The sequence below is a fragment of the Amycolatopsis sp. lyj-346 genome, from assembly GCF_046548975.1.
Lineage (GTDB): Bacteria > Actinomycetota > Actinomycetes > Mycobacteriales > Pseudonocardiaceae > Amycolatopsis.
Genome location: NZ_JAJPWT010000002.1, coordinates 488,583 through 510,254, shown reverse-complemented (window position 1 = coordinate 510,254; position 21,672 = coordinate 488,583). Strand labels below are relative to the sequence as shown.

Below are 21,672 nucleotides of genomic sequence, written 5' to 3'. Positions count from 1 at the left end.
ACCTGTGGTTGGATCGCCTCGACACCGTGTGTGCGCGGCTTGCCGGTGGTTCGGGGTGGACAGCGAGATGAGTGAAGCAGGCGGAGGCAGACGATGAGCACGCCTTATGGCGGCAACGACCCACAGCAGCCCCAGTACGGGCAGCAGCCGGGCGGCGCGTACCCGCCGAGCGGCTCGCAGGAGCAGCCGCAGTGGGGACAGCCGCAGCAGCCTCCTTACGACCCGAACCAGCAGCAGCAATGGGGTCAGCCGCAGCAGCCCCAGCAACCGCAGCAGTGGGGGCAGCAGCCGGGCGGGTACGCCGCGCCGCAGCAGCCTCAGTGGGGCCAGCAGCCGCCGCCCTACGGCCAGCAGCCGGGGGGTGGGTACCCGCCGAGCGGGCCGCAGGCCCAGCCGCAGTACGGGCAGCAGCCCGGCGGGGCGTACCCGCCGAGCGGGCCCCAGGCCCAGCCGCAGTACGGGCAGCAGCCGGGTGGCCAGTACGACTACGGCCAGCAGTTCCCCGGCTCGGCGGCTCCGGAGGGGGAGAAGCCGGCGAAGTCGAAGAAGGGCCTGCTGATCGGCGTGGTCGCGGCGATCGTGGCCGTCGCCGTGGTGCTGGTGCTGGGGTTCGTCGCGCCCGGGTTCTTCAAGACGCAGGTCTTCAACAACACCCAGATGCAGACCGACGTGCAGAAGCTGCTGACCGAGACCTACAAGATCGACGGCGTCACCGGCGTCACCTGCCCGGCCGAGCAGAAGGTGGAGGACGGGGCGAAGTTCGAGTGCACCGCCACGATCGCCGGGAAGCCGCAGCAGGTGCCGATCACGGTGAAGGGTGACGGCGGCAACTACGAGGTTTCCCCGCCCGTCGCCAAGTAGCGCGGGGCCCGGGGCCCGGCTGCCGGGTTTTCCGGTGGCCGGGCTTCGTCGTTTCCGGAGATGATCCGGGTATGAGCGACTTCGAAATCCGGACGCTGGACACCGGGGAGCACCGGGCGGCGAGCAACCTGTTCCGGGAGACCGTGCACTTCCCGTCGGCCGACGACGCCGAATGGGTGTACGCGGCGCGGTACTACCAGCCCGGCGGCACGATCGGGGCGTTCGATCCGGAGCTCGTCGGGACCGCGCGGTCCTTCGACGCGGAGCTGACGGTGCCCGGTGGGGCGCGGCTGCCGATGGTGGGGGTCACCTCGGTGGGGGTGCGCGCCGACCGCACGCGCCGTGGGGTGCTGCGCGCGCTGATGACGACGCAGCTGGAGGACTTCGCCGCGCGCGGGGTGGTGTTCGCGAACCTGCTCGCGTCCGAAGCCGGCATCTACGGCCGGTTCGGCTACGGCCTGGCCACGCGGTCGCGCGGCTACAGCATCGACCGGCACCGGGCGCGGCTGCGTCCGGACGCAGCCGTCGGTGGGGAGCTGGAGCTGCTGGACCTCGACCGGGCGCTCGAAGTCTGTCCCGGTGTGTACGACCGCCTCGAGCACCGGCCGGGGATGATGACCCGGCCGGAGGTGCTGTGGCGGCTCTACGAGACGCAGCTGCGTCGGCACACTCCGCCGGTGAAGGCGGTCGTGCACCACGGGCCCGGCGGGCCGGACGGGTTCGCGACCTACCACGTCGCGGGCCCACTGGCCCATCCGTGGACGAAGACCGTCGAGGTGGCGGACCTGTTCGCCGGCTCGGCCACGGCGTACGCGGGGTTGTGGCGGTTCCTGCTCGGCCTCGACCTGGTGGACCGGATCGTCGCGGAGTCGCGGCCGCTCGACGATCCGATCGAGCTGCTGCTGGCCGACCACCGGTGCGGGAACGTCGACCGGATCGGGGACGAGCACTGGATCCGGCTCGTCGACGTCCCGGCCGCGTTGGCGGGCCGGTCGTACGGACCCGCCGAGCCGGTGGTCGTGGAGGTGACCGACCCGCTGCTGCCCGGCAACAGCGGTGCCTACCTCGTGACCACGGACGGCGCCGCGCGCACGGACCGGCCGGCCGGGCTCCGCATGGACGTCACCACCCTGGCCATGGCCTACCTCGGCACCTGGCGGCCCTCGGCGCTGGCGGCGGCGGGGCGGATCGAGGTCCGTGACCCGGCCGCCCCGGCGGCCGCGGACGTGCTGTTCGGCACCCGCCTGGCGGCCTGGAGCGGCAGTCCCTTCTGAGCGGGTGCGGGAAAACCGCGTGCCGGGTGGGGTGTCCCGCGGCAAGATCGGGAGGATGACCGCCTTCGACGTCCGCCCGATCACCGAAGACGAGCGGCGCAGCACCTTCGACCTGCTGCGCCGCGCGTTGCACGTCCAGCCCGTCACCGACGACGTCTGGGCCCGGATCGGGCCGTCCTGGCCCGCCGCGCGCAAGTTCGCCGCGTTCGACGACGGGGCCCCGGTCGGGATCGTCAGCTCCTACGACACCGAGATCGCCGTCCCCGGCGGGCGGACCCTGCCGGTCGCCGCGGTGGAGGGCGTCGGCGTCCGCGCCGACCGGACCCGCCGCGGGGTGCTCAGCGCGATGATGGCCGCGCAGCTGGCGGACTTCGCCGCGCGGGGGGTGCCGCTGGCCGTCCTGCACGCCAGCGAGCCGACCATCTACGGGCGGTTCGGCTACGGCTCGGCCGCGCTCGGCAAGACCCTGCGGGTGGAGCGGCCGGCGGCCCGGTTGCACGAGCGCGTGGCGGCCGGCGGCGACGTCCGGCTGCTCACGCCGGAGGAGGCGGTGACGGAGATTCCCCGGCTGTACCGGCGGATCGGGCTGCACCGGCCGGGCATGATCGGGCGGCCGGGGCAGTGGTGGCCGATCTCGCACGACCGGCAGGCAGGCCCGGGCGGCGCCCACCTCGTCGCCGTCCACAGTGGACCGGATGGGGACGACGGTTTCGCCGTGTACGCGACGATCGACCGCCGGTCCTTCGAAGCACCCGACCGCGGTGCCGCGCTGGACGTCCACGACCTGCACGCCGCCGGCCCGGAGGCGCGGGCCGCGCTCTGGCGGTACCTGCTGTCGGTGGACCTGGTCTCCGAGGTGCGGGCCCGGCACCGCCCGGTCGACGAGCCGCTGGCCCTGCTGCTGACCGACCACCGGCACGCGGCCACCCTCGCCGTCGAGGACGACCTCTGGCTGCGGCCGGTCGACGTCGCGGCCGCGCTCGCCGCCCGCACCTACCGCGCGGCCGCCCCGGTGGTGCTCGCGGTGACCGACCGGCTGGTGCCGGCCAACACCGGGCACTACGAGGTCGGCCCGGACGGCGTCCGGCGCACCGAAGAGGCGGCGGACCTGGCCTTCGACGTCGACACCCTCGGCATGCTCTACCTCGGGCACTGGACCGCGACGACGCTGGCCGAGGCCGGCCGCATCGACGTCCGTGACCCGGCCGCGCTCGGGCGGGCCGACGAGCTGTTCACCACGACGGCGCCGCCGTGGTGCGGCACGCCCTTCTAGGGTCGCGCGTCCGAGGTTCGTTTGACAGCGGTCCGTCACCCAAGCGCCCCAAGGTGGCCTTGGTTGCGTTCAACGCACCGAAGGCCACATTGGGTGCGTTGAACGCACCGAAGGCCACATTGGGGCGCACCCCGTCGGCGGCGACCCTGTTCCGGCAGGCGCGGCACTAGGCGCCGGGCAGGGCCTTGAGCAGCCGTTCGACCGAGTTGCCGAGGTTCCAGCGCTCGGCCAGCTCGGCGACCCGCTCCGGGTCGGCGGGCGTCGCGGGCACGATGTCGGGGCGGGACTGCTCCACCGGCGCGTCGACCGCGACCCGGACCACGGTCGGGGCGACGGCGAGGTAGTCCGCCGCTTCCTGCAGCCGCAGCCGCGTCTTGAGCGGGACCGCGGAGTCCCCGGCCGCGCCCGCGGCCACCAGTGCTTCGAGCGACCCGAACTGCGTGATCAGCTTCGCGGCGGTCTTCTCGCCGATGCCCGCGACCCCGGGGAGCCCGTCGGACGGGTCGCCGCGCAGGGCGGACATGTCCGCGTAGGCGGGCCCGGCGTTCTCGCGGGGCAGGCTGTAGCGCTCGGCGATCTCGGCCGGTCCGAGCACCTCGGCCTTGGCCCAGCCCTTGCCGACGTAGATGACCGACGTGGGCGTGGGTTCGGTGCGCACGAGCTGGAAGAGGTCCCGGTCGCCGGTGATGACCTCGACCGGGTCGGCCTTCTCACGGGTCGCCAGCGCGCCGATGACGTCGTCGGCCTCGTAGCCCGCGGCTTCGGCGGTGGCGAACCCGAACGCTTCGAGCAGGTCGAGGATGATCGGCACCTGCGGGGTGAGCGTGTCGGGCACCTCTTCGACGTCCGGGCCGGTGCCGGTCTCCTCGGCCACCCGGTGCGCCTTGTAACTGGGCAGCAGGTCGGTGCGGAACTTCGGCCGCCAGTCGGCGTCCAGGCAGCAGACGAGCCGCGCCGGGCGCCGGTCGGTGAGGATCCGCGTGATCGTGTCGGCGAACCCGCGCACGGCGTTGACCTGCGTCCCGTCCGCGGCGCGCATCGAGTCGGGCAGGGCGAAGAAGGAACGGAAGTACAGGCTCGCGGAGTCGAGCAGGGCAAGGGGTCCGGTCACCCGCCCAGCCTGCCACGTCCGCGGCCCGGGCGAGGGGCAAGCCACGCGACTCGGCACGGCAGGAGGTCGGGAGTGCGGCCGCCCCGGCCTCGACACACCCGGCGGGTTGCGTCACCCGGCCCGGCATGTCGCGGGCCCGGGCGCGTCCGCCGTCCCGGCCGCCCCACTAGGCTCGCCTCCATGTCGCGCCGTTCCCTTCACACGCCCGCTCCCGACGCCGCCGCCCTGCGGGCCCGGCTGGACCGTGCCCGTGCCGCCGCGGCCGCCGCGAGCACCGATGCCCTGCTGATCGCGCCCGGCTCCGACCTGCGGTACCTGCTCGGTCAGGCCGGCGGCTCGTTCGAGCGGCTCACCACCCTCGTCGTCCCGGCCGACGGCACCCCCGCGCTGGTCGTGCCGAAGCTGGAGGCGCCCGGGTACGCCGACGTCCCCACCGACGAGCTCGGGGTCGAGCTGCTCACCTGGGTCGACGGCGACGACCCGTACAAGCTGGTCGCGGACCGGCTCGGCAAGCCGGGGCGGGTCGCGGTCAGCGACTTCACCCCGGCCCTGCACGTCCTCGCGCTGCGGGCGGCGCTCGGTGAGGCCGAGCAGACCCTGGCCGGGCCGGTCGTGCGGGAGCTGCGGATGCGCAAGGACGCCGCGGAGATCGCGTCGCTGCGCGAAGCCGGCGCGGCGATCGACCGGGTGCACGCCCGCGTCCACGAGTGGCTGCGGCCGGGCCGCACCGAGGCCGAGGTCGGCGCCGACATCGCCGCGGCCATCGTCGAGGAGGGCCACGTCCAGGCGGACTTCGTGATCGTCGGCTCCGGCCCGAACGGCGCCAGCCCGCACCACGACGTCTCCGAGCGCGTCATCGAAAAGGGTGACGTCGTGGTCGTCGACATCGGCGGCCCGCTGCCGGCCGGCTACAACTCCGACTCCACCCGCACCTACGCCGTCGGCGAGCCGCGGGACGCCGACGTGGCCGAAACCTACGCGGTGCTGCAGCGCGCCCAGGCCGCCGCGGTGGCCGCGGTCAAGCCTGGCGTCACCGCCGAGCAGGTGGACGCGGCCGCGCGGGACGTCATCGCGGCGGCGGGTTTCGGCGAGTACTTCATCCACCGCACCGGGCACGGCATCGGCCTGGACGTGCACGAGGAGCCGTACATCGTCGCGGGCAACGCGCTGCCGCTGGAGCCGGGCATGGCCTTCAGCGTCGAGCCGGGCATCTACCAGCCGGGCCGGTGGGGTGCCCGGATCGAAGACATCGTGATCGTCACCGGCGACGGCGTCGAGTCCGTCAACAACCAGCCGCACGAGCTCGTCGTGCTGGACGCATGACGACCGGCGGCCTGGAACCGCTGGACCAGTCGATCGTCCAGGAGCTCGCGGCCGACGGGCGGCGCAGCTTCACCGACCTCGCCGAGCGCGTCGGGCTGTCGGTGTCCGCGGTGCACCAGCGGGTGCGCCGCCTCGAGCAGCGCGGGGTCATCCTCGGCTACACCGCCCGGCTCGACGGCGAGCAGATCGGCCTGCCGCTGACGGCGCTGATCTCGCTGACGCCGAACGACCCGGCGGCACCGGACGACTACCCGCAGCGGATCCAGCACATCAAGGAGATCGAGTCGTGCTACTCGGTGGCCGGCGACGAGTCCTACATCCTGCTGGTGCGCGTCCAGTCGCCGCTGGCGCTGGAGGATCTGCTGCGCCGGATCCGGGAGGCCGCGAAGGTGTCGACCCGCACGACGGTGGTGCTCTCTACGCCGTTCGAGGGACGTTCGCCGACGTTCTGAGACCAGCGCTCCGTCCGGCGGCCGGGGCGCTGGTACGGTAAAAGGTATGGCAACACGTAAGGTCACTCTTTCGCTGGACAGCGGCGCGCTGGAATTCGCCGAACGAGCCGCGAAAGCCCACGGAATCTCGGTCTCGTCCTGGTTGTCGAAGGCGGCCAGGCGCGAGGCGGTGCGCACGGGTTACACCCCGCAGAGGCCGGAACCGGCCGTCGCGGATTCGGACGAGGCCGAGCGCAGCGCGGCGGAAAAGGATCTGCGTGCGCAGGGGTGAAGTCTGGACGTACCACCCCCCGACCGATCCGGCCCGGCAGCGCACGGTGGTGCTGCTGTCCTCGGACGGGGTGAACGAATCCGAGCGGCCCTGGCTGCTCGGCACCGAACTGCTCGACCGCGACCCGATGGACATCCTCGGCGTCGCGATCGACGCCCGCTACTGGGTGTCCACGCTCAACCTGACCCGGCTCTACCGCCCGTGGTTCGACGAGCGGATCGCCGAGATCGACCAGGACGTCCAGGAGCGCATCGACATCGCGTTGCGAGCCGCCCTCGACCTCTGAGGCCGGCCGCCAGTGCGCACAGGGCGAGAACACCGGACCCCGCCCAGCCGGCGACGACCGGCCACGACACCTGCCGGACAGGCCGATCAGCGCCGCGTTCAGCCGCCACGGCGCGGCCGCGAGCGGCAGCGCCAGCCCGGTGAACCCCACTCGGTCCTCGTGGACGACCAGGGCCACCCCGCTGCCCCGCTCCAGCCGACCCGCGTCGACGGCACCCCCGCCGGCGTGGACACCACCTCGGTCCGCAAAGGGCACTGACAAACCCGTACCCGCCCGGCCCGCGTACCCGGGAAGTCGGTTCGCGTACTCGGCGGGTCGGCCCGCGTACTCGGCGGGTCGGCCCGCGTACTCGGAGGGTCGGTTGGTGAGCCGGCCGTCCGGGGTCAGCGGGCCACGACCTCCGGGATCGCGTGGAGCTTGCCGTCCGCGCCGGCCAGGCAGGAGGCGTTGCCGTCCTTGGCCGCGATGAACTCCGTCAGGCAGGTGGCGATCGCCGCGTGGCCGGCGGCGTTGGGGTGGAAGGATTCCTGGAGGGCGTGCCCGGCGCGCTCGGCCCGGCCGAGGTCGGCCAGCTGGAGCGTCAGCCGGGTGAACCACTCCGTCGCGGGGTTGGCGCCGCCGCTGCAGGCTTCGTGCTTGACGCCCGCCTTGGCCAGGTCGAGGAACCGCGCCCCGGTCTGCTGGGCGGCCGCTTTCAGGCCGGAGGACAGCACGCCGATGCCGGTCTGGGCGATCCAGCGCAGGTCCTCGGTGCGGAACGGGCAGCCGTTGAGGCTGCGCAGGTCCTCCGGCAGGTCCGGGCCGATCGGGGCCGCGTAGGACTGCAGGATCAGCTGGTAGTCGGCCGGCACGTACCCCGCCTGCGCCAGCACGGTTTTGACGTCCGAGACCGCCTTCGCGACCTTCGGCACCATCGCGTCCACTTTGGACTGCCAGGTCTGCTTCAGCGCGGTGCTGCACGGCGGGCCGCCGGCGTCGAACCACGCCTTGAAGCATTCGTTGACCTGGTTGGAGAACTTCGGCTCGTCGTTCGCGCCGACCGCGATCACCACCGCGGCGACCCGGTGGTCCTCGACCAGCGCGGCCAGCTGCTGCGCCTGCGAGCCTTCGGTCCACTGCTTGACGTCGCCGAGCGCGACCTGCTCGGCGGGCGCGCCGGAGCAGCCGAGGTTGACGCGGGCGGTGATGCCCGGCGCGGCGATCTTCTCGACGAAGGCGTTGGGGGAGCGGTGGCACCAGTTGCCGCCCTGGCCGTTGGTGGTGGCGGTGTACTGGCCGGCGCCTTCGCCGGAGACGGTGCTGTCGCCCATCGCGACGACGGTGAGCGGGCCGGTGCCCGGTGGGCCCTGCCGCGGCTGCGGTTGCCCGGGCCGGCTTTCGGAGCCGAAGAAGACGAAGAACCCGGCCAGCAGGGCCACGCACGCGAGGACGAGGGCTCCCCAGTACCACCGAAAACGTCGCATCGCCGCCGATTCTACGGACCGGCCGATCGGCGGACACGGTGCGTCACGGCAACCAGCTCCGCACCAGCCGGACGAGGGACTGCGCCAGCGTCACCGTGCCGATCTCCCGGTCCCGGAGCCAGTGCCGGACCTGCTCGGCCGACAGGGCCGCGAGCAGGACGTCCGCGGCGATCTCGGCGCCGTCCGCGCCGCCCGCATCGAGCAGGTGACGGCAGTGCTGCCGCCACAGGGTGTGCGCGCCGGTGCGGAACCGGGCGCCGGTCGTGGCGGTTTCGGAAAGCAGGACGAGGTCGAGCTGCCGGTCCAGGAGCCCGAGGTAGGCCTCGATGAACGCGCCGAGGCGGTCCGCGGGGTCCGCGCCGGGGCCCAGGGGTGGCGGGCCGGTGAGGATCCGCTCCTGCAGTTCGCGTTCGCGCTGGTCGAGCAGGGCCATGGCGAGGCCGCCCTTGTCGCCGAAGCGGCGGTACAGCGTGCCCTTGCCGACGCCGGCGGCGCCCGCGACGTCGTCCATGGTCACCGCGTCGACACCGCGTTCGGCGAACAGCTTCTCGGCGGCTTCCAGGACGCGGACCCGGTTGCGGGCGGCGTCCGCCCGCTCGCGGACGGGCGCGCCGAGGACCGGCAGCCCGGCGGGCGTTGACGAAGCGGACTGCGGTCCACTACGGTTCGAGGACATAAACGGACTCTAGTCCGATTCTCTGTCCGGCGAAAGCCGGCCCTCCTTCGAGGAGCCTCCAAATGCCCGATCTGCTGCACATTTCCGCGTCCCCACGAGGCGAAACGTCCGAGTCGCTGCGTCTGGCAGCCACTTTCCTGGACACCTACCGCAGCCTCCACCCGGACGCCGACATCGACGAATGGGACCTCTGGGACGGCTCGCTGCCCGCGTTCGGCCCCGCCGCGGCCGGCGCCAAGATGACCGTCTTCGGCGGCGGCACCCCGCACGGCGCGGAAGCCGAGGCCTGGGCGGCCGCGGGGGCGGCGTTCGCCCGGTTCGACGCCGCCGACCGGATCCTGTTCAGCGTGCCGATGTGGAACTCCGGCGTGCCCTACGTGCTCAAGCAGTTCGTGGACGTGGTGTCCCAGCCCGGCTGGGTCTTCGGCGTCGACCCCGTCACCGGCTACCGGCACCTGCTCGAAGGCCGCGGCAAGCGCGCCGCGGTCGTCTACACCAGCGCCGTGTGGGCCCCCGGGCTCGGGCCGGAGTTCGGTGCGGACTTCCAGGCGCCGTTCTTCACCGGCTGGCTCAACTGGACCGGCATCGACGACGTCACCGAGATCCGGTTCCACCCCACCCTCACCGGCGACGCCGCCGAACTCGGCCGGATCGCCCACGAAGCCGCCCGCGACGCCGCCAAGACGTTCTGAACGCGAACGGAAGCGGTCAGCCCGCCTGGGTCAGGTCCGTCGCCGCCGCCAGGCCGGCCGCGACCTCGGTGATCGCCCGGACCGCCGGGTTGTCGTTGCCGGGCAGCCACACCAGTTCCGTGCGGGCGACGTCGCCGTCCAGCGGCACGAACGCCACGCCGGTGCGGCGCAGGCTGTGCGACGAGCGGGTCAGCCGGGTGACGCCGACGCCCGCCGCGACCAGCCCGAGCAGGCCCTGCACGGTCGCGGCCCGCTGCACCACCCGCGGGGTGAAGCCGGCGGCGGCGAAGTCGTCGTCGTAGCTGCGGTGCCACGGTTCCCAGCTGTCGCGCGGGGTGAGCACCCACGGTTCGGCCGCCAGGTCGGCCAGCTTCAGCGAGGCCCGCCCGGCCAGCGGGTGCCCGGCGGGCAGCACCGCGCACACCTCTTCGGTCAGCAGCGTCCGGGACACCAGGTCGCCGACCAGCGGCGGCCGGGTGAACGCCAGGTCGAACCGGCCCTCGCGCAGACCCTCGACGAGCTCGGCGATCGATGCCTCGGCCGTCGTCACCGCCAGCCCGGGGTACCGCTCCCGCACCGCGCGGACCACCGGCGGCAGCAGGTGGTTCGCCGTGGTGGCGAGGAAGACGAGCCGGACGTCGCCGACTTCCCCGCGCACCACCCGGCCGAGCGTCGCGACGGCTTCTTCGGCACGGGCCAGCACCGCGCGCGCCTCGGGCAGGAACAGCCGCCCGGCGGCGGTGAGCCGCGTGCCACGGGCGTCGCGGTCGAACAGCCGCACGCCGAGGGCCCGTTCCAGCACGGTGATCTGCTGGGACAGCGACTGCTGCGCGAGGTGCAGCCCGGCGGCGGCGCGGGTGAAGCTGGTCGCCTCGGCGACGGCGACGAAGTAGCGGAGCTGCCGCAACTCGGGGGTCACAGGCTCCGACTGTAGCCGTGACAGGACATCGGTGTTGGCGGCCCGGCCCGGTTCGTCTCCAGGATGAAAGGCAGCAAAGCACTGGGAGGACACGGAAAATGACGAACACCGACGGCCGCGTCTGGCTGATCACCGGCTGCTCCGCCGGCTTCGGCCGGGAGATCGCGCTGGCCGCGCTGGCCGCCGGCGACCGCGTGCTGGCCACCGCCCGCCGGCCGGAAACCCTGACGGAGCTGCAGGAGCGCGGCGGCGACCGGCTCCGGACCGCGGCACTGGACGTCACCGACGCCGGGCAGATCGACACGGCGGTGAAAGCCGCGCTCGAGGCGTTCGGCCGGATCGACGTCGTGGTCAACAACGCCGGCCGCGGTTCGGTCGGCGCGGTCGAAGAACTCACCATGGACGAACTGCGTGCGCTGATGGAGGTCATGTTCTTCGGCGCGGTCGCGGTCACCAAGGCGGTGCTGCCGCACCTGCGCGCACAGGGCAGCGGCACGGTCGTGCAGATCAGCTCGATGGGCGGGCAGTTGTCCCCGCCCGGCTACGGCGCCTACTGCGCGGCGAAGTTCGCCCTGGAAGGCATCTCGGAGGCACTGGCCGCGGAGGTCGCGCCGTTCGGGGTGCGGGTGCTGATCGTCGAGCCGGGCGCGTTCCGCACCGAGTTCGGCGGCGGCCGCCTGCACCGGTCCCGCACGATCGACGCCTACGCGGTCTCGACCGCCGGAACGCGCGAAGCGGTCGAAACCATGGACGGCACCCAACCCGGCGACCCGGCCAAGGCGGCCGCCGCGATCGTCCGTGCGGTGGGCCGCGACGACGCCCCGCTGCGCCTCGCACTGGGCGCGGACGCCGTCGACGCGATCCGCGCCCACCACGAGGCCGTCGCGGCGGACCTGGCCGCCTGGGAGGAGGTCAGCCGGGCCACCGCGTTCGACGAGGCCCGGCCGTCCGTGCCGTAGCCCACGTGGCTCGCCCTACACTCCGGTCGTCATCCGGACGGCGATGGGGGGACCGCGGTGAGCGGGAGCAGGGTGCTGGTGGCCGGGGCGAGCATCGCGGGACCCGCGCTGGCCCATTGGCTGCGCCGCCGGGGCGCCGAGGTGACCGTGGTCGAGCGCGCTCCCGGGCTGCGTTCCGGCGGGCAGGCGGTGGACGCGCGCGGGGTGGCCAAGGAGGTCGTCCGGCGGATGGGGCTGGACGCCGCGGTGCGCGCGGCCCGCACCGAGACCGCCGGCGCGCACACCGTGGACGCCGACGGGAACGTGCTGGAGACCTACCGCGCCGACGACCACGGCGGCGACGGGTACATCGCGGACATCGAGATCCTGCGCGGCGACCTGTCCCGGGTGCTCTACGAAGACACCCGCGCTCGTGTCGAGTACCTCTTCGGCGATCGGATCGCCGAGCTCACCCAGGACGCGGACGGGGTCGACGTGACCTTCGCGAGCGGCGGACGGCGCCGCTTCGACCTGGTGATCGGGGCGGACGGGCTGCACTCGGCGCTGCGCGCGATGGTCTTCGGGCCGCGCGAGCGGTTCGTCCGCCACCTCGGGCTCGTACTGGCCTTCTACAGCGTGCCCGACGAGTTCGGGATCGACCGCTGGATGATCGACCACCAGGACCCGGCGTCCGGGCGCTCCGCCGGGCTGCGGCCCCTCAAGGACGCCACCCGGGCGATGGCGATGCTCTCCTTCCCCGCGGCCGGGTTCGACGTCGACCACCGCGACGTCGAGGCGCAGAAACGGCTGCTGCGCGAGCGGATGGCCGGCCTGGGCTGGTGGACGCCGCGGATCCTCGCGCACCTGGACGACACCCCGGACTTCTACCTCGACCAGGTCGCCCAGGTGGTGCTGGACCGCTGGTCACACGGCCGGGTGGGGCTGATCGGCGACGCGGCGTTCTGCTCGTCGCCGATGTCCGGTGGCGGCACGGGGCTGGCCCTGGTCGGCGCCTACCTGCTGGCCGGCGAACTCGCCGCCGCCGGCTGGGACCCCGAAGCCGGGTTCGACGGCTACGAGAAGCGGATGCGCTCCTTCGTCGAGGCCAACCAGGAGATCGGCCGGCTGCACGTCCGAAGCCGCGACGCGGCCGCCGCGGAACCGGAAGCCGAGCCCGAGGCGCTCACCGCGCTGATCGAACGCGCGCTCAACGGCGCCGAGCTGCCCGGCTACGCGGGAGTGCCGGATGCGGGAGCCGCGGTCAGTCCAGCAGCGCGGTGAGCACCCCGTCGAGCAGGCGGACGCGGCGGTCGGCGATGCGGTGGACCTCCTCGTCGTGGGTCGCCACGATCACCGCGGCGCCCTCCTCCGCGCAGCGGCGCAGCAGCCGCAGCACCCGCGGGGTGGACCCGGCGTCCAGGTGCGCGGTCGGCTCGTCGGTGAGCAGGACGCGCGGCCGCCCGGCGACCGCGCGGGCCAGCGCTACCCGCTGCTGCTGCCCGAACGACACCTCCAGCGGGTAGCGGTCGCCGAGCTCGCCGATGCCCAGCTCGTCCAGCAGGCCGGTGACCCGTTCGTCGATCGCCGACGGCGAGGGCCGCGGGACGTCCGAGCGCAACCGCAGCGGCAGCGCGACGTTCTCGGCGATCGTCAGCTCGTTGGCCAGGCCCAGCGCCTGCGGCAGCACCGCGCAGGTGTGCCACGGCGGCGCGCCGCTGATCGGGACGCCGTCGAGCAGCACGCAGCCGGAGTCGGGGGAGTCGAACCCGCACAGCAGCGCCAGCAACGCGCTCTTGCCCGAGCCGGACCGGCCCGACACCGTCACGAGCTCGCCGGCGCCCACGCGCAGTTCCAGCCCGCGCAGCACCTCGATGTCGCCGCTGGGGTGGGCGAAGCTGCGGCGCAGTCCCACCGCTTCCACGAGTGTCATGCCGGCAGCTCCCGTTCTTCGATGCCCTCGAGCGCGCCCTTGTGCAGCCGGGCCACCCGCGCGCCGAGGTCGATCAGGCGTTCGTCGTGCGAGGCGACCAGGACCGCGAAGTCCTGGTCCACCAGGTACTGCAGGGTGTCCAGCACCAGGTCGGCCGACGCCTCGTCCAGCTGCGACGTCGGCTCGTCGGCGAGGATCACCGTCGAGCGCGCGGCCAGCACGCACCCGAACGCCAGCCGCTGCTGCTGCCCGCCCGAGAGCGCGGTGATCTTCCAGCCGCCGGTGCCGTGCAGGCCCAGCTGCCCGAGGATGTCGTCCGCACTGCACTCGGTCCCGGCGGCCTCGGCCGCGGCGTGCAGGTTCTCGGCCACGGTCAGGGAGCCCAGCAGGTTGTCGGCCGGGTTCTGGAACACCAGCCCCAGGTGGTGGCGCCGCAGCGCCCGCCGCTCGCGGTGCTTGAGCTTGCGGACGTCGGCGCCCTGGAACGTCAGCGTGCCGCGGGCGGGCTGCTCGAACAGCCCCAGCACCCGCAGCAGCGTCGACTTCCCCGACCCGGACGGCCCGGCGAGCACGGTCATCCCGCGTGCGGGCACGTCGAGGCTGACGTCGTCGACACCGGTGACGACCCCGGCGGGCGTCTGGTAGTCGACGCCGATGCCACGCAGGGAGAAGATCGGTTTCTCAGGCACGGATCAGCTCCGCGGTCCGGGCGGTGCGCACCGAGCGCACCGCGATCCAGCCGGCCAGCGCGACGACCACCACGCCGATCAGGACGACAGTCAGCACGAACGGCAGCGGATCCGGCAGCTCCGATCGCGGCGCGAGGAACGTCGCCGGGTCGAACCGGGGCACCGACAGGCCCGCCACCGAAACCCCGCACGTCACCCCGACGACGATCGCCAGCCCGCTCAGCGCCCCCAGCTCCATCAGGTGACTGGCCAGCAGCGTCCGCGGCCGCATGCCCATCCGCAGCACCAGCGCCCCGGCCAGGGCGTTCTGCCGCCGCCGGACCTCGACCGCCACCAGCAGCGCCAGGATCGCCACCACCCCCAGCACCGCGCCGAGCAGCGCCACGAACGAGAACGTCCACGCCACCACGAAGAACGGCAGACCGTCCAAAGCGGACTCGCGGCTGACCCGGTTCGGGATGAACACCCCCGCCGCGCGCAACGCCGTGGTCGCCTCCGCCATCGGCGCCGTCGTCAGCACACTCCACTTCGGAATGCCGTCGAGCTGCGCGTGGCTGAGCACCGTGCGCGAGACGACGTAACCGGGCGAGGTGCCGATCAACGGGAACACCGGCAGGTCGCCGGCGACGACCGCGTCGGGCAGGCCGTCCGGCAGCTTGGCGTCCTGCTTGGCCGTGTGCCCGACCCGGATCACCGGCGTGCCACGCGGGTCCGGTCGCGAAATCTTCTCGAGCAGCCCGGCCAGGTCGTCGCCGGGCACGCGGTCCACCGCGGCGCCGCGGGTGAACGTCGCCGGGTCGACGACCAGCACCACGCTGCCGGTCCCGGTCAGCTCGCCGACCACCGTGCTGGTGCCCGCCAGCGAAGCGGGCATCGCCACCTCGCCCATGCCGATCGGGCTGTCGGTGTCGAGGCGGGCGTTGCTGCCGACGAAGATCGCCGACTTGGTCGCCAGTGCCTCCTCCTGGCCGCGGGCGATGCCGATCCCGGTGGCCAGCGTGCCGATGGCGAGGGTGCCGATGACGAGCACCCCGGTCACCGGGGCACGGGCGCCCGCCAGCCGCCGGATCGCCAGTTGCAAAGCTGGGCGCGACCAGAACCGGGCCCGGTGCGAAGCGTGCAGTGCCAGCCACGCCAGCCGCGCGGTCAGCAGCCCGACGGTCAGCACCACGAACACCGGGTAGGTCAGGGCGAGCGGGTCCACCTGCGGCAGCGGATTGCCCAGCCGCGACGCCGTGCCGTACTGCGCCAGGCGGGTCCAGCCCAGCCACGCCATGCCCGCCGTCGCCAGCTCCCACGGGAAGTACGCCAGCAGGCGCACCCGGCGGCCACCGCTGCGCATCCGGCCCAGCTCGAACTCCCGGTGCACCCGGACCGCGACGACCAGGGCCAGCAGCGTCAGGGACACCGCGAGGGTCGCGGCCGCGACGCCGGCGGCGCGCAGTTCGGCCGCCGGGTCCGGGGTACCGGGCGGGCCGTACAGGCGGAGCAGCAGCCGTGCCGCGACCGCGCCCGCCGCTCCGCCGAGCAGGATCGGCAGGCCCAGTTCCGCGACGGCGAGCCCGCCGAGTGCCGCGGGGCCGCTGCCGCGGGCCGAAAGCAGCCGAAGCTGCGCGTGCCGCCGCTGGTACCACTGCAGGGCGACGGAGCCGAGACCGGCGCAGCCGACCAGGACGCTGATCAGCGCGAGCGGCAGGATCGAAACGAACACGTTGTCCTGGGCCTGGCGGGCGATCTGCACCGAACGCTGGAACGTCGGGACGTCGGCGGCGATCAGCGAGCCGAGGCCCTGCGCGGTGAGGTCGGCGCGGACGTCGGCGACCAGGTCCCGGGAGCGCTGCAGCAGGTCTTCCGCCGCGCTCAGCGTCGTCGGCGCGGGTTCGTAGAAGGAGACGTGGAAGTACTGCATCGTCGGCAGGCCGATCGCCTTGATCGCGTCGTCGAAGGTCTTGCGGTCGGTGGCGAAGACGATGGAGTCGATCGGGTCGTTGGCCAGCCGGTCGACGACGGCCCCGGACTGCTGGGAACACCACCACCGGGGCGGCGGGTCGAGCAGGTCGCGGTAGATGCCGGTGACGGGCGGCAGCGGGGTGCCCTGCAGGCTCGGCTTCGTGCCGACGCCGATGTGTTCGGCGTCGGCCACCACGTTGCCCAGCCACAGCCCCGGCGCGCGGGTGCCCTGCTGCAGCGTCAGGTTGTCCAGGCCGGCCTGGTCGCGGTAGCCGAGGCGGACCTTGTAGTGCGGGTCGCCGTTGAATTCGGTGCCGGGGAGGGCGTTGGTGAACTGGCCGACGACCGGGGTGCCGAACCCGTGGGCGGCGGCGTGGCGCTGGATCGCGCCGGTCACCGCGGGGATGTCCCGCACCGGCATGTTGCCCTTGCCGAACATCGGGCCGTAGCTGTCCGGGCAGGTGATGCCCGTCTGGTACTGCACCGTCGCGCCGCCGGCCGCGGATGCCTGCAGCACGGCGGCCGTGCCGAGGAAACAGGCCAGCAGCGAGGTCACGGCCGCCACGATCAGTGTCAGCGGGCTGGAGAGGGCGGCCTTCGGGGCCGCTCGCCACGGCTTGGTCACTCTGCGTTGTCCATTCTTCCCCCACGTCACCCGCATGGACCAGGACGCTACCGGCCACCTCCCGGCCTTGGAACGTTTTTGTCGCGATCGTTGCTCACCGTGTGGGTACGCGCCGAGCGGAGTACTCGATCATGGGCGTCGGCCGCGAACGCCGTGGGGGCAAGGAAACGGACTGGGACGTTCGGCGGCGGCCGGTTGGGCAACACGGAGGTTGGCCGGACGGCCGCGGGCCGAAAGACTGCGCGAGGAAGATCTTCCGCCCCGCAAGGAGGACCGATGCCGCACATCCCGCTCGACCCGCAGCTGCCGGGGATCCGGTCGCTGATGGCGTTCCGGCCCGAAACCGCCGTCCCGCTCAACCAGCTGGCGCAGACCCTGCTGCGCGGCCCGAGCAGCCTGACGGTCGGTGAGCGGGAACTGATCGCGGCGGTGGTGTCGAACGGCAACGAGTGCCGCTTCTGCCACGGCAGCCACGCCGCCGCGGCGGCCGAGACCCTCGACGGTGGCCGTGCGGTGGTCGACGCGGCGTGCGCCGGGGTCGACGACGCACCGGTGGGGGAGAAGCTCAAGGCCCTGCTGCGGATCGCGCTCGCGGTCCGCGAAACCGGCCGTGCCGTGACCCCCGAGCTGATCGCGGCGGCCCGCGCGGAAGGCGCGACCGACGTCGAACTGCACGACACGGTCCTGATCGCCGCGGCGTTCTGCATGTACAACCGCTACGTCGACGGCCTCGCCACGGTGGCCCCGGACGACCCGGCGGCCTACGACCAGATGGGCAAGGTGCTGGCCGCGGAGGGCTACGGCCGCTAGGGCGGGTCGCCGGCCTCGGTAGGCTCCCGCCGGAACACGGTGGGGGGACCGTCGATGCCGAGATTCATCAAGCCCGCGCTGTGGACGGCCGGGGTGCTCGCCGCGGGCTTGCTCGCGTTCTGGCTGTTGCTGGCCCTGGACATCCCGTACAAGAGCACCGCCGCGCCCGAAACCACGCCGGTCACCTCGGCGACCACCACTCCGGCGCCGCCGCCCGCGGCGCTGAGCGCGTATGTCACCGAGGTCCGGGCGGGTCCGGACGACCACACCGCGGTGCTGCACGTCAACCTGCCCACCTGCGCCGAAGCACCGGTGGCCCAGGTCGAAGAGACCGGCCACCGGATCGAAGCCGAGGTCCGGTACCGGATGCCGAGCGGCGCGAACTGCGGGGTTTCCCCGGCCGGCTTCCCGGTGAAGACGGCCGCGCCGATCGGGGAACGGCCGGTGTACGTCAACCTCGGCGACAGCTGGGGACTGGTGGCCGGCGGCTGGCAGAGGTGCGACCGGATCGTCGGCTGCTTCCCGCCCGCCGACCACTGCAGCCCGGTGCGGATCGCGCCGCTGGAGTTCGGCGCCGAGGCCGAGCACCCCGGCACCATGCGGGCGTGCGACCAGAACTGGCTGATCCACGACCTGCAGCGGCACGGCGGCGAACCCGCGCGCCGGGTCGCGTACCGCTGGACGGGCACCGGTTGGAGCGACTTCGCCTCGGCGAAGGGCGGCGGCTGCGGTGAAATCCTGGCCGCCGAACCGAAGTTCCCCACCGCACTCTGCGGGAACCCCGCGCCTCCGTCGTGAGGCACCGCGCGTTGAACGGCGCACCCCCGAAACCGGACCGAACAGCCCATCGGCGGGAGCTTTCCGGGCGCGGAAGCGGTTCGGAAGCCGGATCCCGCACAATACGGGGGAACGCGAAGGAGCCCAACGATGAACCGTACTGCAGCTGCCGCTCTGCTCACCGCGGCCGCGCTCGCCCTGCTCGCCCCCGTGGCGTCCGCGGCGAGCGGTCCCCCGAGCGACCCGTCGCCGGTCGGCGGGGTCGGAGGCGGCCCCTACATCGGCGACGTGCCGAAACCCGGCCCTGGAGGCCAGTGACCGCCGACTCACGGTAGAGCAGGGAACACGCCTCAGGGCACCAGCACCCCAATGTGGCCTTCGGTGCGTTGAACGCACCCAAGGTGGCCTTCGGTGCGTTCAACGCAACCAAGGCCACCTTGGGGCGTTGGCGCACGCCCGGCGCACCGGTGGTCACACCGGCTGGAGGATGAAGTCGTACCGGGCTTCGAGCCAGGGCTGCGCCGATGTGCCGCCGTCCGGCGTCGGTCCGGGATCACGCGGCTCGAAGGCGACCACCAGCTCCTGCTTCGTGCCGAACACCACGTCGCTGTCCAGGTACTGCGCGCCCTCCTGGAACAGGTGCGTGATCAGCGGCTCGTACCCGGCGGCGTTGATCAGGAAGTGCACGTGGGCCGGCCGGAAGTGACTGATGTCCGTGCCGCGGATGAGCTCGCCGACCGGGCCGTCCATCGGGATCGAGTACCCCTTCGGCGCGATGGTCCGCACGCAGTAGGTCCCGTCGGCGCGGCTGGTGTACTTCGCGCGCAGCCGGGCCTCGTCGATGTCCGGGAGCTGCGACTCGTACGCGCCTTCCTCGTCGGCCTGCCAGACGTCGAGCACCGCGCCGACGACGGGGAAGCCGTCCAGGCCGCGGACCGTGCCGGTGAGGTAGAGCGGCGTGCCGGGCAGGCCGTCGGACATGTCGCCGCCGAACTCCTTCTCCGGCGAACCCTCGATGTGGAAGGGGCCGAGCACGGTGGCCGGGGTGGCTTTCGCGTCGAAGGTGTGGTTCATCTGCACCACCAGCATGCTCAGGCCCAGCACGTCGGAGGCGAGGATGAACTCCTCCCGCTTCTCGTCGCTGATCCGCCCGGCCTCGGTCAGCCACCGCATCGCGGCCATCCACTCGGGCTCGCTCAGCCGCACTTCGCGGGCGAAGGCGTGCAGGTGGCGCACGAGCGCGGCCAGCACCTCGGCCGTCCGCGGATCGTGCGCGCTCGCCCAGCGCTGCGCGGCGAGCTCGGTGATGTTGTCCTCGGTGACCAGCTGCATCGGCGTTCCTCTCACGCGTGCGGATCCGGCGGGACCGACCGGTTGTTCAGGTCGACCGACAAGAAGACGTCGTTGGCGACGGGGTGGCGCAGCTCCTCGGCGAGCTGGCCGATCAGCCCGGCGGTCCGGGCCAGCAGCGCGAACCCGCGCAGCAGCTCCAGCGGCAGCCCGAGATCGGCGAGCGCGGCGCCGCAGACGCCGGCCCCGTTGAGCGGCAGCGTCTTTCCCAGCACCCGCGGGTGCACCCGGCCGATCGCGGCGAACAGCTCCAGGTGGGGGCCGCGCAGGCCCTCTTCGCCGGCGATCTCGAACAGCCGCGGGGTGCGTGGGTCGCCGTCCTTGTGCACGTGGTGTCCCAGGCCGGGGACGAACTTCCGCTCCGCACGGCGCTTTTCGACGGTTTCGAGCGCGAGCGCGTCCCAGCCGGGTTCGTCGGTGGGCAGCTCGACGCCGGTGAGGACGTCGTGCAGGAACCGGCCGCAGTCCTCGGTGACGCCGAGGAAGCGCGACCCGCCGCCCAGCAGGCCGGCGGCCAGCGCGCCCTGGACCGAGTCCGGAGCGGACAGCCAGGTCAGCCGGGTGACGATCGCGGTCGGGGTGAAGCCGTGGTCGGCCAGCGCGGCCAGCACCGCCTCGAAGACCCGGGTTTCCCCCGCGGACGGACGCCGTTGCGTCGCCAGCCAGAAGGCGAGCTCGCCGAACCCGACCGTGCCCATCACGTCTTCGGCGAGGTCCCGGCCGAGCAGCGTGATTTTGTCCTTTGTGGACGCGCCGAGGGCGGTTTCGTAGACCGGCTCAGCCATCGGCGGCCTCCGTCAGCCACGCCCGCAGCTCGGCGCCGTGTTCGTCGAGCTCCGGCGGCGGCAGCCGGTAGCCGGCCGGGGTCGCGGAAAACCGGATGGGGTGGCGGGTCGTCGGGACCGCGCGGTCGCCGTCGCCGACTTCGACGATCGGGTCCAGCCCGAAGCGCTCGGCCATCGCGAACCCGCCGTCGATGGTGTTGATCGGTCCACAGGGGACGCCGACCGCGGTCAGCGCGTCGAACCAGTCGGCCGCGCCGCGTTTCGCCAGCCGTTCGACCAGGATCGGCCGGAGCTCTTCGCGGTGCTTCGTGCGATCGGCGTTCCGGGCGAACCGCGGGTCGGCCGGAACGTCGGGCAGGTCGAGGACCTCGCACAGCCGGCGGAACTGCCCGTCGTTGGCCGCGGCCACGATCAGGTCGGCATCGGCCGTCGGCAGTGGTTCGTAGGGGAAGACGCTGGGGTGGGCGTTGCCCATCCGGTACGGCACCACGCCACCGGCGGCGAAGGCCGAACTGTGGTTGACCAGCCCGGTCAGCGCCGAGGACAGCAGGTTCACCTCGACGTGCTGGCCCTCGCCGGTCGCGTCGCGGTGGCGCAGCGCGGCCAGGATGCCGATCACCGCGTGGTTGCCCGCCATGACGTCGAACACCGAGATCCCGGCCCGGTACGGCGGGCCGTCCGGATCGCCGGTCAGGCTCATCAGACCCGAGATCGCCTGCACCATCAGGTCGTAGCCGGGCACGTGCGCGCCTTCGCCGGCCCCGAACCCGCTGATCGAGGCGTAGACGCTGCCGGGATTGGCCCGGTGGACCGCTTCGTAGTCCAGGCCGTACTTGGCCAGCCCGCCCGGCTTGAAGTTCTCGATCAGCACGTCCGCGCGGGCCGCCAGCTCGCGGGCGACGACGGCGTCGGCCTCGTCGCGCAGGTCCAGCGCGATGGACCGCTTGCCGCGGTTGACGCCGAGGTAGTAGGTCGAGACGTCCCCGCGCACCGGCGGCATCCACGTGCGCGTCTCGTCGCCCTGCGGGCCCTCGACCTTGACGACGTCGGCGCCCAGGTCGGCGAGCAGCATGGTGGCGTACGGGCCGGCCAGCACCCGGGAGAAGTCCGCGACCAGCAGCCCGAACAGCGGGCCGGCGGGTGGTTCGGCGGTGTGGGCATACAAGAGTGCAGCTCCTCGCCTTCTGTCCGTCAGGCGGACTCTTGTCCGTCAGTCT

At 73.3% G+C, this 21,672-nt stretch carries 23 protein-coding genes; 13 read left to right on the top strand and 10 right to left on the bottom strand.

Features of this window, described 5'->3' with window-relative positions; translation table 11 throughout:
* Positions 1-93: 93 nt before the first annotated feature.
* The 3 genes from ACLJQE_RS08625 to ACLJQE_RS08615 all read left to right on the top strand — a co-directional run bounded on the left by ACLJQE_RS08625 (position 94) and on the right by ACLJQE_RS08615 (position 3,408).
* Positions 94-861 (top strand): DUF4333 domain-containing protein, encoded by a 768-nt coding sequence (locus ACLJQE_RS08625; protein WP_410638609.1) that lies wholly within the window; start codon positions 94-96, stop codon positions 859-861.
* A 71-nt stretch (positions 862-932) separates the two neighbouring features.
* On the top strand, positions 933-2,135 hold the full coding sequence (locus ACLJQE_RS08620) for a GNAT family N-acetyltransferase (RefSeq protein ID WP_410638608.1): 1,203 nt from the start codon (positions 933-935) through the stop codon (positions 2,133-2,135).
* A 55-nt stretch (positions 2,136-2,190) separates the two neighbouring features.
* On the top strand, positions 2,191-3,408 hold the full coding sequence (locus ACLJQE_RS08615; RefSeq protein WP_410638607.1) for a GNAT family N-acetyltransferase: 1,218 nt from the start codon (positions 2,191-2,193) through the stop codon (positions 3,406-3,408).
* 166 nt (positions 3,409-3,574) lie between these two features.
* On the opposite strand, the gene ACLJQE_RS08610 is transcribed toward ACLJQE_RS08615, so the two are convergent.
* The gene (locus ACLJQE_RS08610) at positions 3,575-4,519 is read right to left on the bottom strand and encodes a 5'-3' exonuclease H3TH domain-containing protein (RefSeq protein ID WP_410638606.1); all 945 of its coding nucleotides are present in this window, start codon (positions 4,517-4,519) and stop codon (positions 3,575-3,577) included.
* Positions 4,520-4,699: 180 nt separating this feature from the next.
* On the opposite strand from ACLJQE_RS08610, the gene ACLJQE_RS08605 reads away from it, so the two are divergent.
* From ACLJQE_RS08605 to ACLJQE_RS08590, 4 genes are read left to right on the top strand one after another with little or no spacing between them, the layout of a single operon-like run.
* Entirely contained in the window at positions 4,700-5,842 is a 1,143-nt protein-coding gene (locus ACLJQE_RS08605) for a M24 family metallopeptidase (RefSeq protein ID WP_410638605.1), read from the top strand.
* Entirely contained in the window at positions 5,839-6,294 is a 456-nt protein-coding gene (locus ACLJQE_RS08600; protein ID WP_043786019.1) for an Lrp/AsnC family transcriptional regulator, read from the top strand. The genes ACLJQE_RS08605 and ACLJQE_RS08600 overlap by 4 nt, the downstream gene beginning before the upstream one ends.
* Before the next feature lie 46 nt (positions 6,295-6,340).
* On the top strand, positions 6,341-6,565 hold the full coding sequence (locus ACLJQE_RS08595; protein ID WP_410638604.1) for a hypothetical protein: 225 nt from the start codon (positions 6,341-6,343) through the stop codon (positions 6,563-6,565).
* The gene (locus ACLJQE_RS08590) at positions 6,552-6,851 is read left to right on the top strand and encodes a hypothetical protein (RefSeq protein ID WP_310972923.1); all 300 of its coding nucleotides are present in this window, start codon (positions 6,552-6,554) and stop codon (positions 6,849-6,851) included. The genes ACLJQE_RS08595 and ACLJQE_RS08590 overlap by 14 nt, the downstream gene beginning before the upstream one ends.
* 383 nt (positions 6,852-7,234) lie before the next feature.
* Here ACLJQE_RS08590 and ACLJQE_RS08585 read toward each other — a convergent pair whose 3' ends face one another.
* Positions 7,235-8,314 carry a GDSL-type esterase/lipase family protein gene (locus ACLJQE_RS08585; RefSeq protein WP_410638603.1) on the bottom strand — a complete coding sequence of 360 codons (1,080 nt, stop codon included), beginning with the start codon at positions 8,312-8,314 and terminating at the stop codon, positions 7,235-7,237.
* 43 nt (positions 8,315-8,357) lie between these two features.
* Positions 8,358-8,990 (bottom strand): TetR/AcrR family transcriptional regulator, encoded by a 633-nt coding sequence (locus tag ACLJQE_RS08580; RefSeq protein ID WP_410638602.1) that lies wholly within the window; start codon positions 8,988-8,990, stop codon positions 8,358-8,360.
* Positions 8,991-9,052: 62 nt separating this feature from the next.
* Between ACLJQE_RS08580 and ACLJQE_RS08575 the strand changes: the two genes are divergently transcribed.
* The gene (locus ACLJQE_RS08575) at positions 9,053-9,682 is read left to right on the top strand and encodes an FMN-dependent NADH-azoreductase (RefSeq protein WP_410638601.1); all 630 of its coding nucleotides are present in this window, start codon (positions 9,053-9,055) and stop codon (positions 9,680-9,682) included.
* A 16-nt stretch (positions 9,683-9,698) separates the two neighbouring features.
* Here ACLJQE_RS08575 and ACLJQE_RS08570 read toward each other — a convergent pair whose 3' ends face one another.
* On the bottom strand, positions 9,699-10,601 hold the full coding sequence (locus ACLJQE_RS08570) for a LysR family transcriptional regulator (RefSeq protein WP_410638600.1): 903 nt from the start codon (positions 10,599-10,601) through the stop codon (positions 9,699-9,701).
* A 98-nt stretch (positions 10,602-10,699) separates the two neighbouring features.
* Between ACLJQE_RS08570 and ACLJQE_RS08565 the strand changes: the two genes are divergently transcribed.
* The gene (locus tag ACLJQE_RS08565; protein ID WP_410638599.1) at positions 10,700-11,560 is read left to right on the top strand and encodes an oxidoreductase; all 861 of its coding nucleotides are present in this window, start codon (positions 10,700-10,702) and stop codon (positions 11,558-11,560) included.
* Positions 11,561-11,617: 57 nt separating this feature from the next.
* On the top strand, positions 11,618-12,820 hold the full coding sequence (locus ACLJQE_RS08560) for an FAD-dependent monooxygenase (RefSeq protein WP_410638598.1): 1,203 nt from the start codon (positions 11,618-11,620) through the stop codon (positions 12,818-12,820).
* Here the strand turns inward: ACLJQE_RS08560 and ACLJQE_RS08555 are convergent.
* Genes ACLJQE_RS08555 through ACLJQE_RS08545 form a run of 3 tightly spaced genes read right to left on the bottom strand, consistent with a single transcriptional unit; the run spans position 12,801 to position 16,733 of the window.
* A complete protein-coding gene (locus tag ACLJQE_RS08555) occupies positions 12,801-13,469 on the bottom strand; it encodes an ABC transporter ATP-binding protein (RefSeq protein ID WP_410638597.1) in 669 nt (222 codons plus the stop codon). The two genes, ACLJQE_RS08560 and ACLJQE_RS08555, sit on opposite strands and share 20 nt — an antisense overlap.
* Positions 13,466-14,158: an ABC transporter ATP-binding protein gene (locus ACLJQE_RS08550; protein WP_410638596.1), complete on the bottom strand. Its 693-nt coding sequence runs from the start codon at positions 14,156-14,158 to the stop codon at positions 13,466-13,468. The genes ACLJQE_RS08555 and ACLJQE_RS08550 overlap by 4 nt, the downstream gene beginning before the upstream one ends.
* Positions 14,151-16,733 carry an FtsX-like permease family protein gene (locus tag ACLJQE_RS08545; protein WP_410638595.1) on the bottom strand — a complete coding sequence of 861 codons (2,583 nt, stop codon included), beginning with the start codon at positions 16,731-16,733 and terminating at the stop codon, positions 14,151-14,153. The genes ACLJQE_RS08550 and ACLJQE_RS08545 overlap by 8 nt, the downstream gene beginning before the upstream one ends.
* A 276-nt stretch (positions 16,734-17,009) precedes the next feature.
* Here ACLJQE_RS08545 and ACLJQE_RS08540 point away from each other — a divergent pair, with 276 nt between their 5' ends.
* From ACLJQE_RS08540 to ACLJQE_RS08530, 3 genes are all read left to right on the top strand, one after another.
* Positions 17,010-17,543 (top strand): carboxymuconolactone decarboxylase family protein, encoded by a 534-nt coding sequence (locus ACLJQE_RS08540; RefSeq protein WP_410638594.1) that lies wholly within the window; start codon positions 17,010-17,012, stop codon positions 17,541-17,543.
* A gap of 54 nt (positions 17,544-17,597) precedes the next feature.
* On the top strand, positions 17,598-18,341 hold the full coding sequence (locus tag ACLJQE_RS08535) for a hypothetical protein (protein ID WP_410638593.1): 744 nt from the start codon (positions 17,598-17,600) through the stop codon (positions 18,339-18,341).
* Between the two features lie 129 nt (positions 18,342-18,470).
* Positions 18,471-18,638 carry a hypothetical protein gene (locus ACLJQE_RS08530; protein WP_410638592.1) on the top strand — a complete coding sequence of 56 codons (168 nt, stop codon included), beginning with the start codon at positions 18,471-18,473 and terminating at the stop codon, positions 18,636-18,638.
* Positions 18,639-18,791: 153 nt separating this feature from the next.
* Here the strand turns inward: ACLJQE_RS08530 and ACLJQE_RS08525 are convergent, their stop codons facing one another.
* Genes ACLJQE_RS08525 through ACLJQE_RS08515 form a run of 3 tightly spaced genes read right to left on the bottom strand, consistent with a single transcriptional unit; the run spans position 18,792 to position 21,620 of the window.
* Complete coding sequence (locus tag ACLJQE_RS08525; protein WP_410638591.1) at positions 18,792-19,652, bottom strand: dioxygenase; 861 nt, start codon at positions 19,650-19,652, stop codon at positions 18,792-18,794.
* Between the two features lie 11 nt (positions 19,653-19,663).
* Entirely contained in the window at positions 19,664-20,455 is a 792-nt protein-coding gene (locus ACLJQE_RS08520; RefSeq protein ID WP_410638590.1) for a citryl-CoA lyase, read from the bottom strand.
* Complete coding sequence (locus ACLJQE_RS08515; protein WP_410638589.1) at positions 20,448-21,620, bottom strand: CaiB/BaiF CoA transferase family protein; 1,173 nt, start codon at positions 21,618-21,620, stop codon at positions 20,448-20,450. The genes ACLJQE_RS08520 and ACLJQE_RS08515 overlap by 8 nt, the downstream gene beginning before the upstream one ends.
* Between the last annotated feature and the right edge of the window lie 52 nt (positions 21,621-21,672).

Bases quoted from the DNA above. Each gene is read 5' to 3' on its own strand.
- ACLJQE_RS08520 (WP_410638590.1), bottom strand. From the start codon at position 20,455: ATGGCTGAGCCGGTCTACGAAACCGCCCTCGGCGCGTCCACAAAGGAC.
- ACLJQE_RS08540 (WP_410638594.1), top strand. From the start codon at position 17,010: ATGCCGCACATCCCGCTCGACCCGCAGCTGCCGGGGATCCGGTCGCTG.
- ACLJQE_RS08595 (WP_410638604.1), top strand. From the start codon at position 6,341: ATGGCAACACGTAAGGTCACTCTTTCGCTGGACAGCGGCGCGCTGGAA.
- ACLJQE_RS08600 (WP_043786019.1), top strand. From the start codon at position 5,839: ATGACGACCGGCGGCCTGGAACCGCTGGACCAGTCGATCGTCCAGGAG.
- ACLJQE_RS08525 (WP_410638591.1), bottom strand. From the start codon at position 19,652: ATGCAGCTGGTCACCGAGGACAACATCACCGAGCTCGCCGCGCAGCGC.
- ACLJQE_RS08555 (WP_410638597.1), bottom strand. From the start codon at position 13,469: ATGACACTCGTGGAAGCGGTGGGACTGCGCCGCAGCTTCGCCCACCCC.
- ACLJQE_RS08530 (WP_410638592.1), top strand. From the start codon at position 18,471: ATGAACCGTACTGCAGCTGCCGCTCTGCTCACCGCGGCCGCGCTCGCC.
- ACLJQE_RS08625 (WP_410638609.1), top strand. From the start codon at position 94: ATGAGCACGCCTTATGGCGGCAACGACCCACAGCAGCCCCAGTACGGG.
- ACLJQE_RS08575 (WP_410638601.1), top strand. From the start codon at position 9,053: ATGCCCGATCTGCTGCACATTTCCGCGTCCCCACGAGGCGAAACGTCC.
- ACLJQE_RS08615 (WP_410638607.1), top strand. From the start codon at position 2,191: ATGACCGCCTTCGACGTCCGCCCGATCACCGAAGACGAGCGGCGCAGC.
- ACLJQE_RS08580 (WP_410638602.1), bottom strand. From the start codon at position 8,990: ATGTCCTCGAACCGTAGTGGACCGCAGTCCGCTTCGTCAACGCCCGCC.
- ACLJQE_RS08605 (WP_410638605.1), top strand. From the start codon at position 4,700: ATGTCGCGCCGTTCCCTTCACACGCCCGCTCCCGACGCCGCCGCCCTG.
- ACLJQE_RS08565 (WP_410638599.1), top strand. From the start codon at position 10,700: ATGACGAACACCGACGGCCGCGTCTGGCTGATCACCGGCTGCTCCGCC.
- ACLJQE_RS08585 (WP_410638603.1), bottom strand. From the start codon at position 8,314: ATGCGACGTTTTCGGTGGTACTGGGGAGCCCTCGTCCTCGCGTGCGTG.
- ACLJQE_RS08535 (WP_410638593.1), top strand. From the start codon at position 17,598: ATGCCGAGATTCATCAAGCCCGCGCTGTGGACGGCCGGGGTGCTCGCC.
- ACLJQE_RS08620 (WP_410638608.1), top strand. From the start codon at position 933: ATGAGCGACTTCGAAATCCGGACGCTGGACACCGGGGAGCACCGGGCG.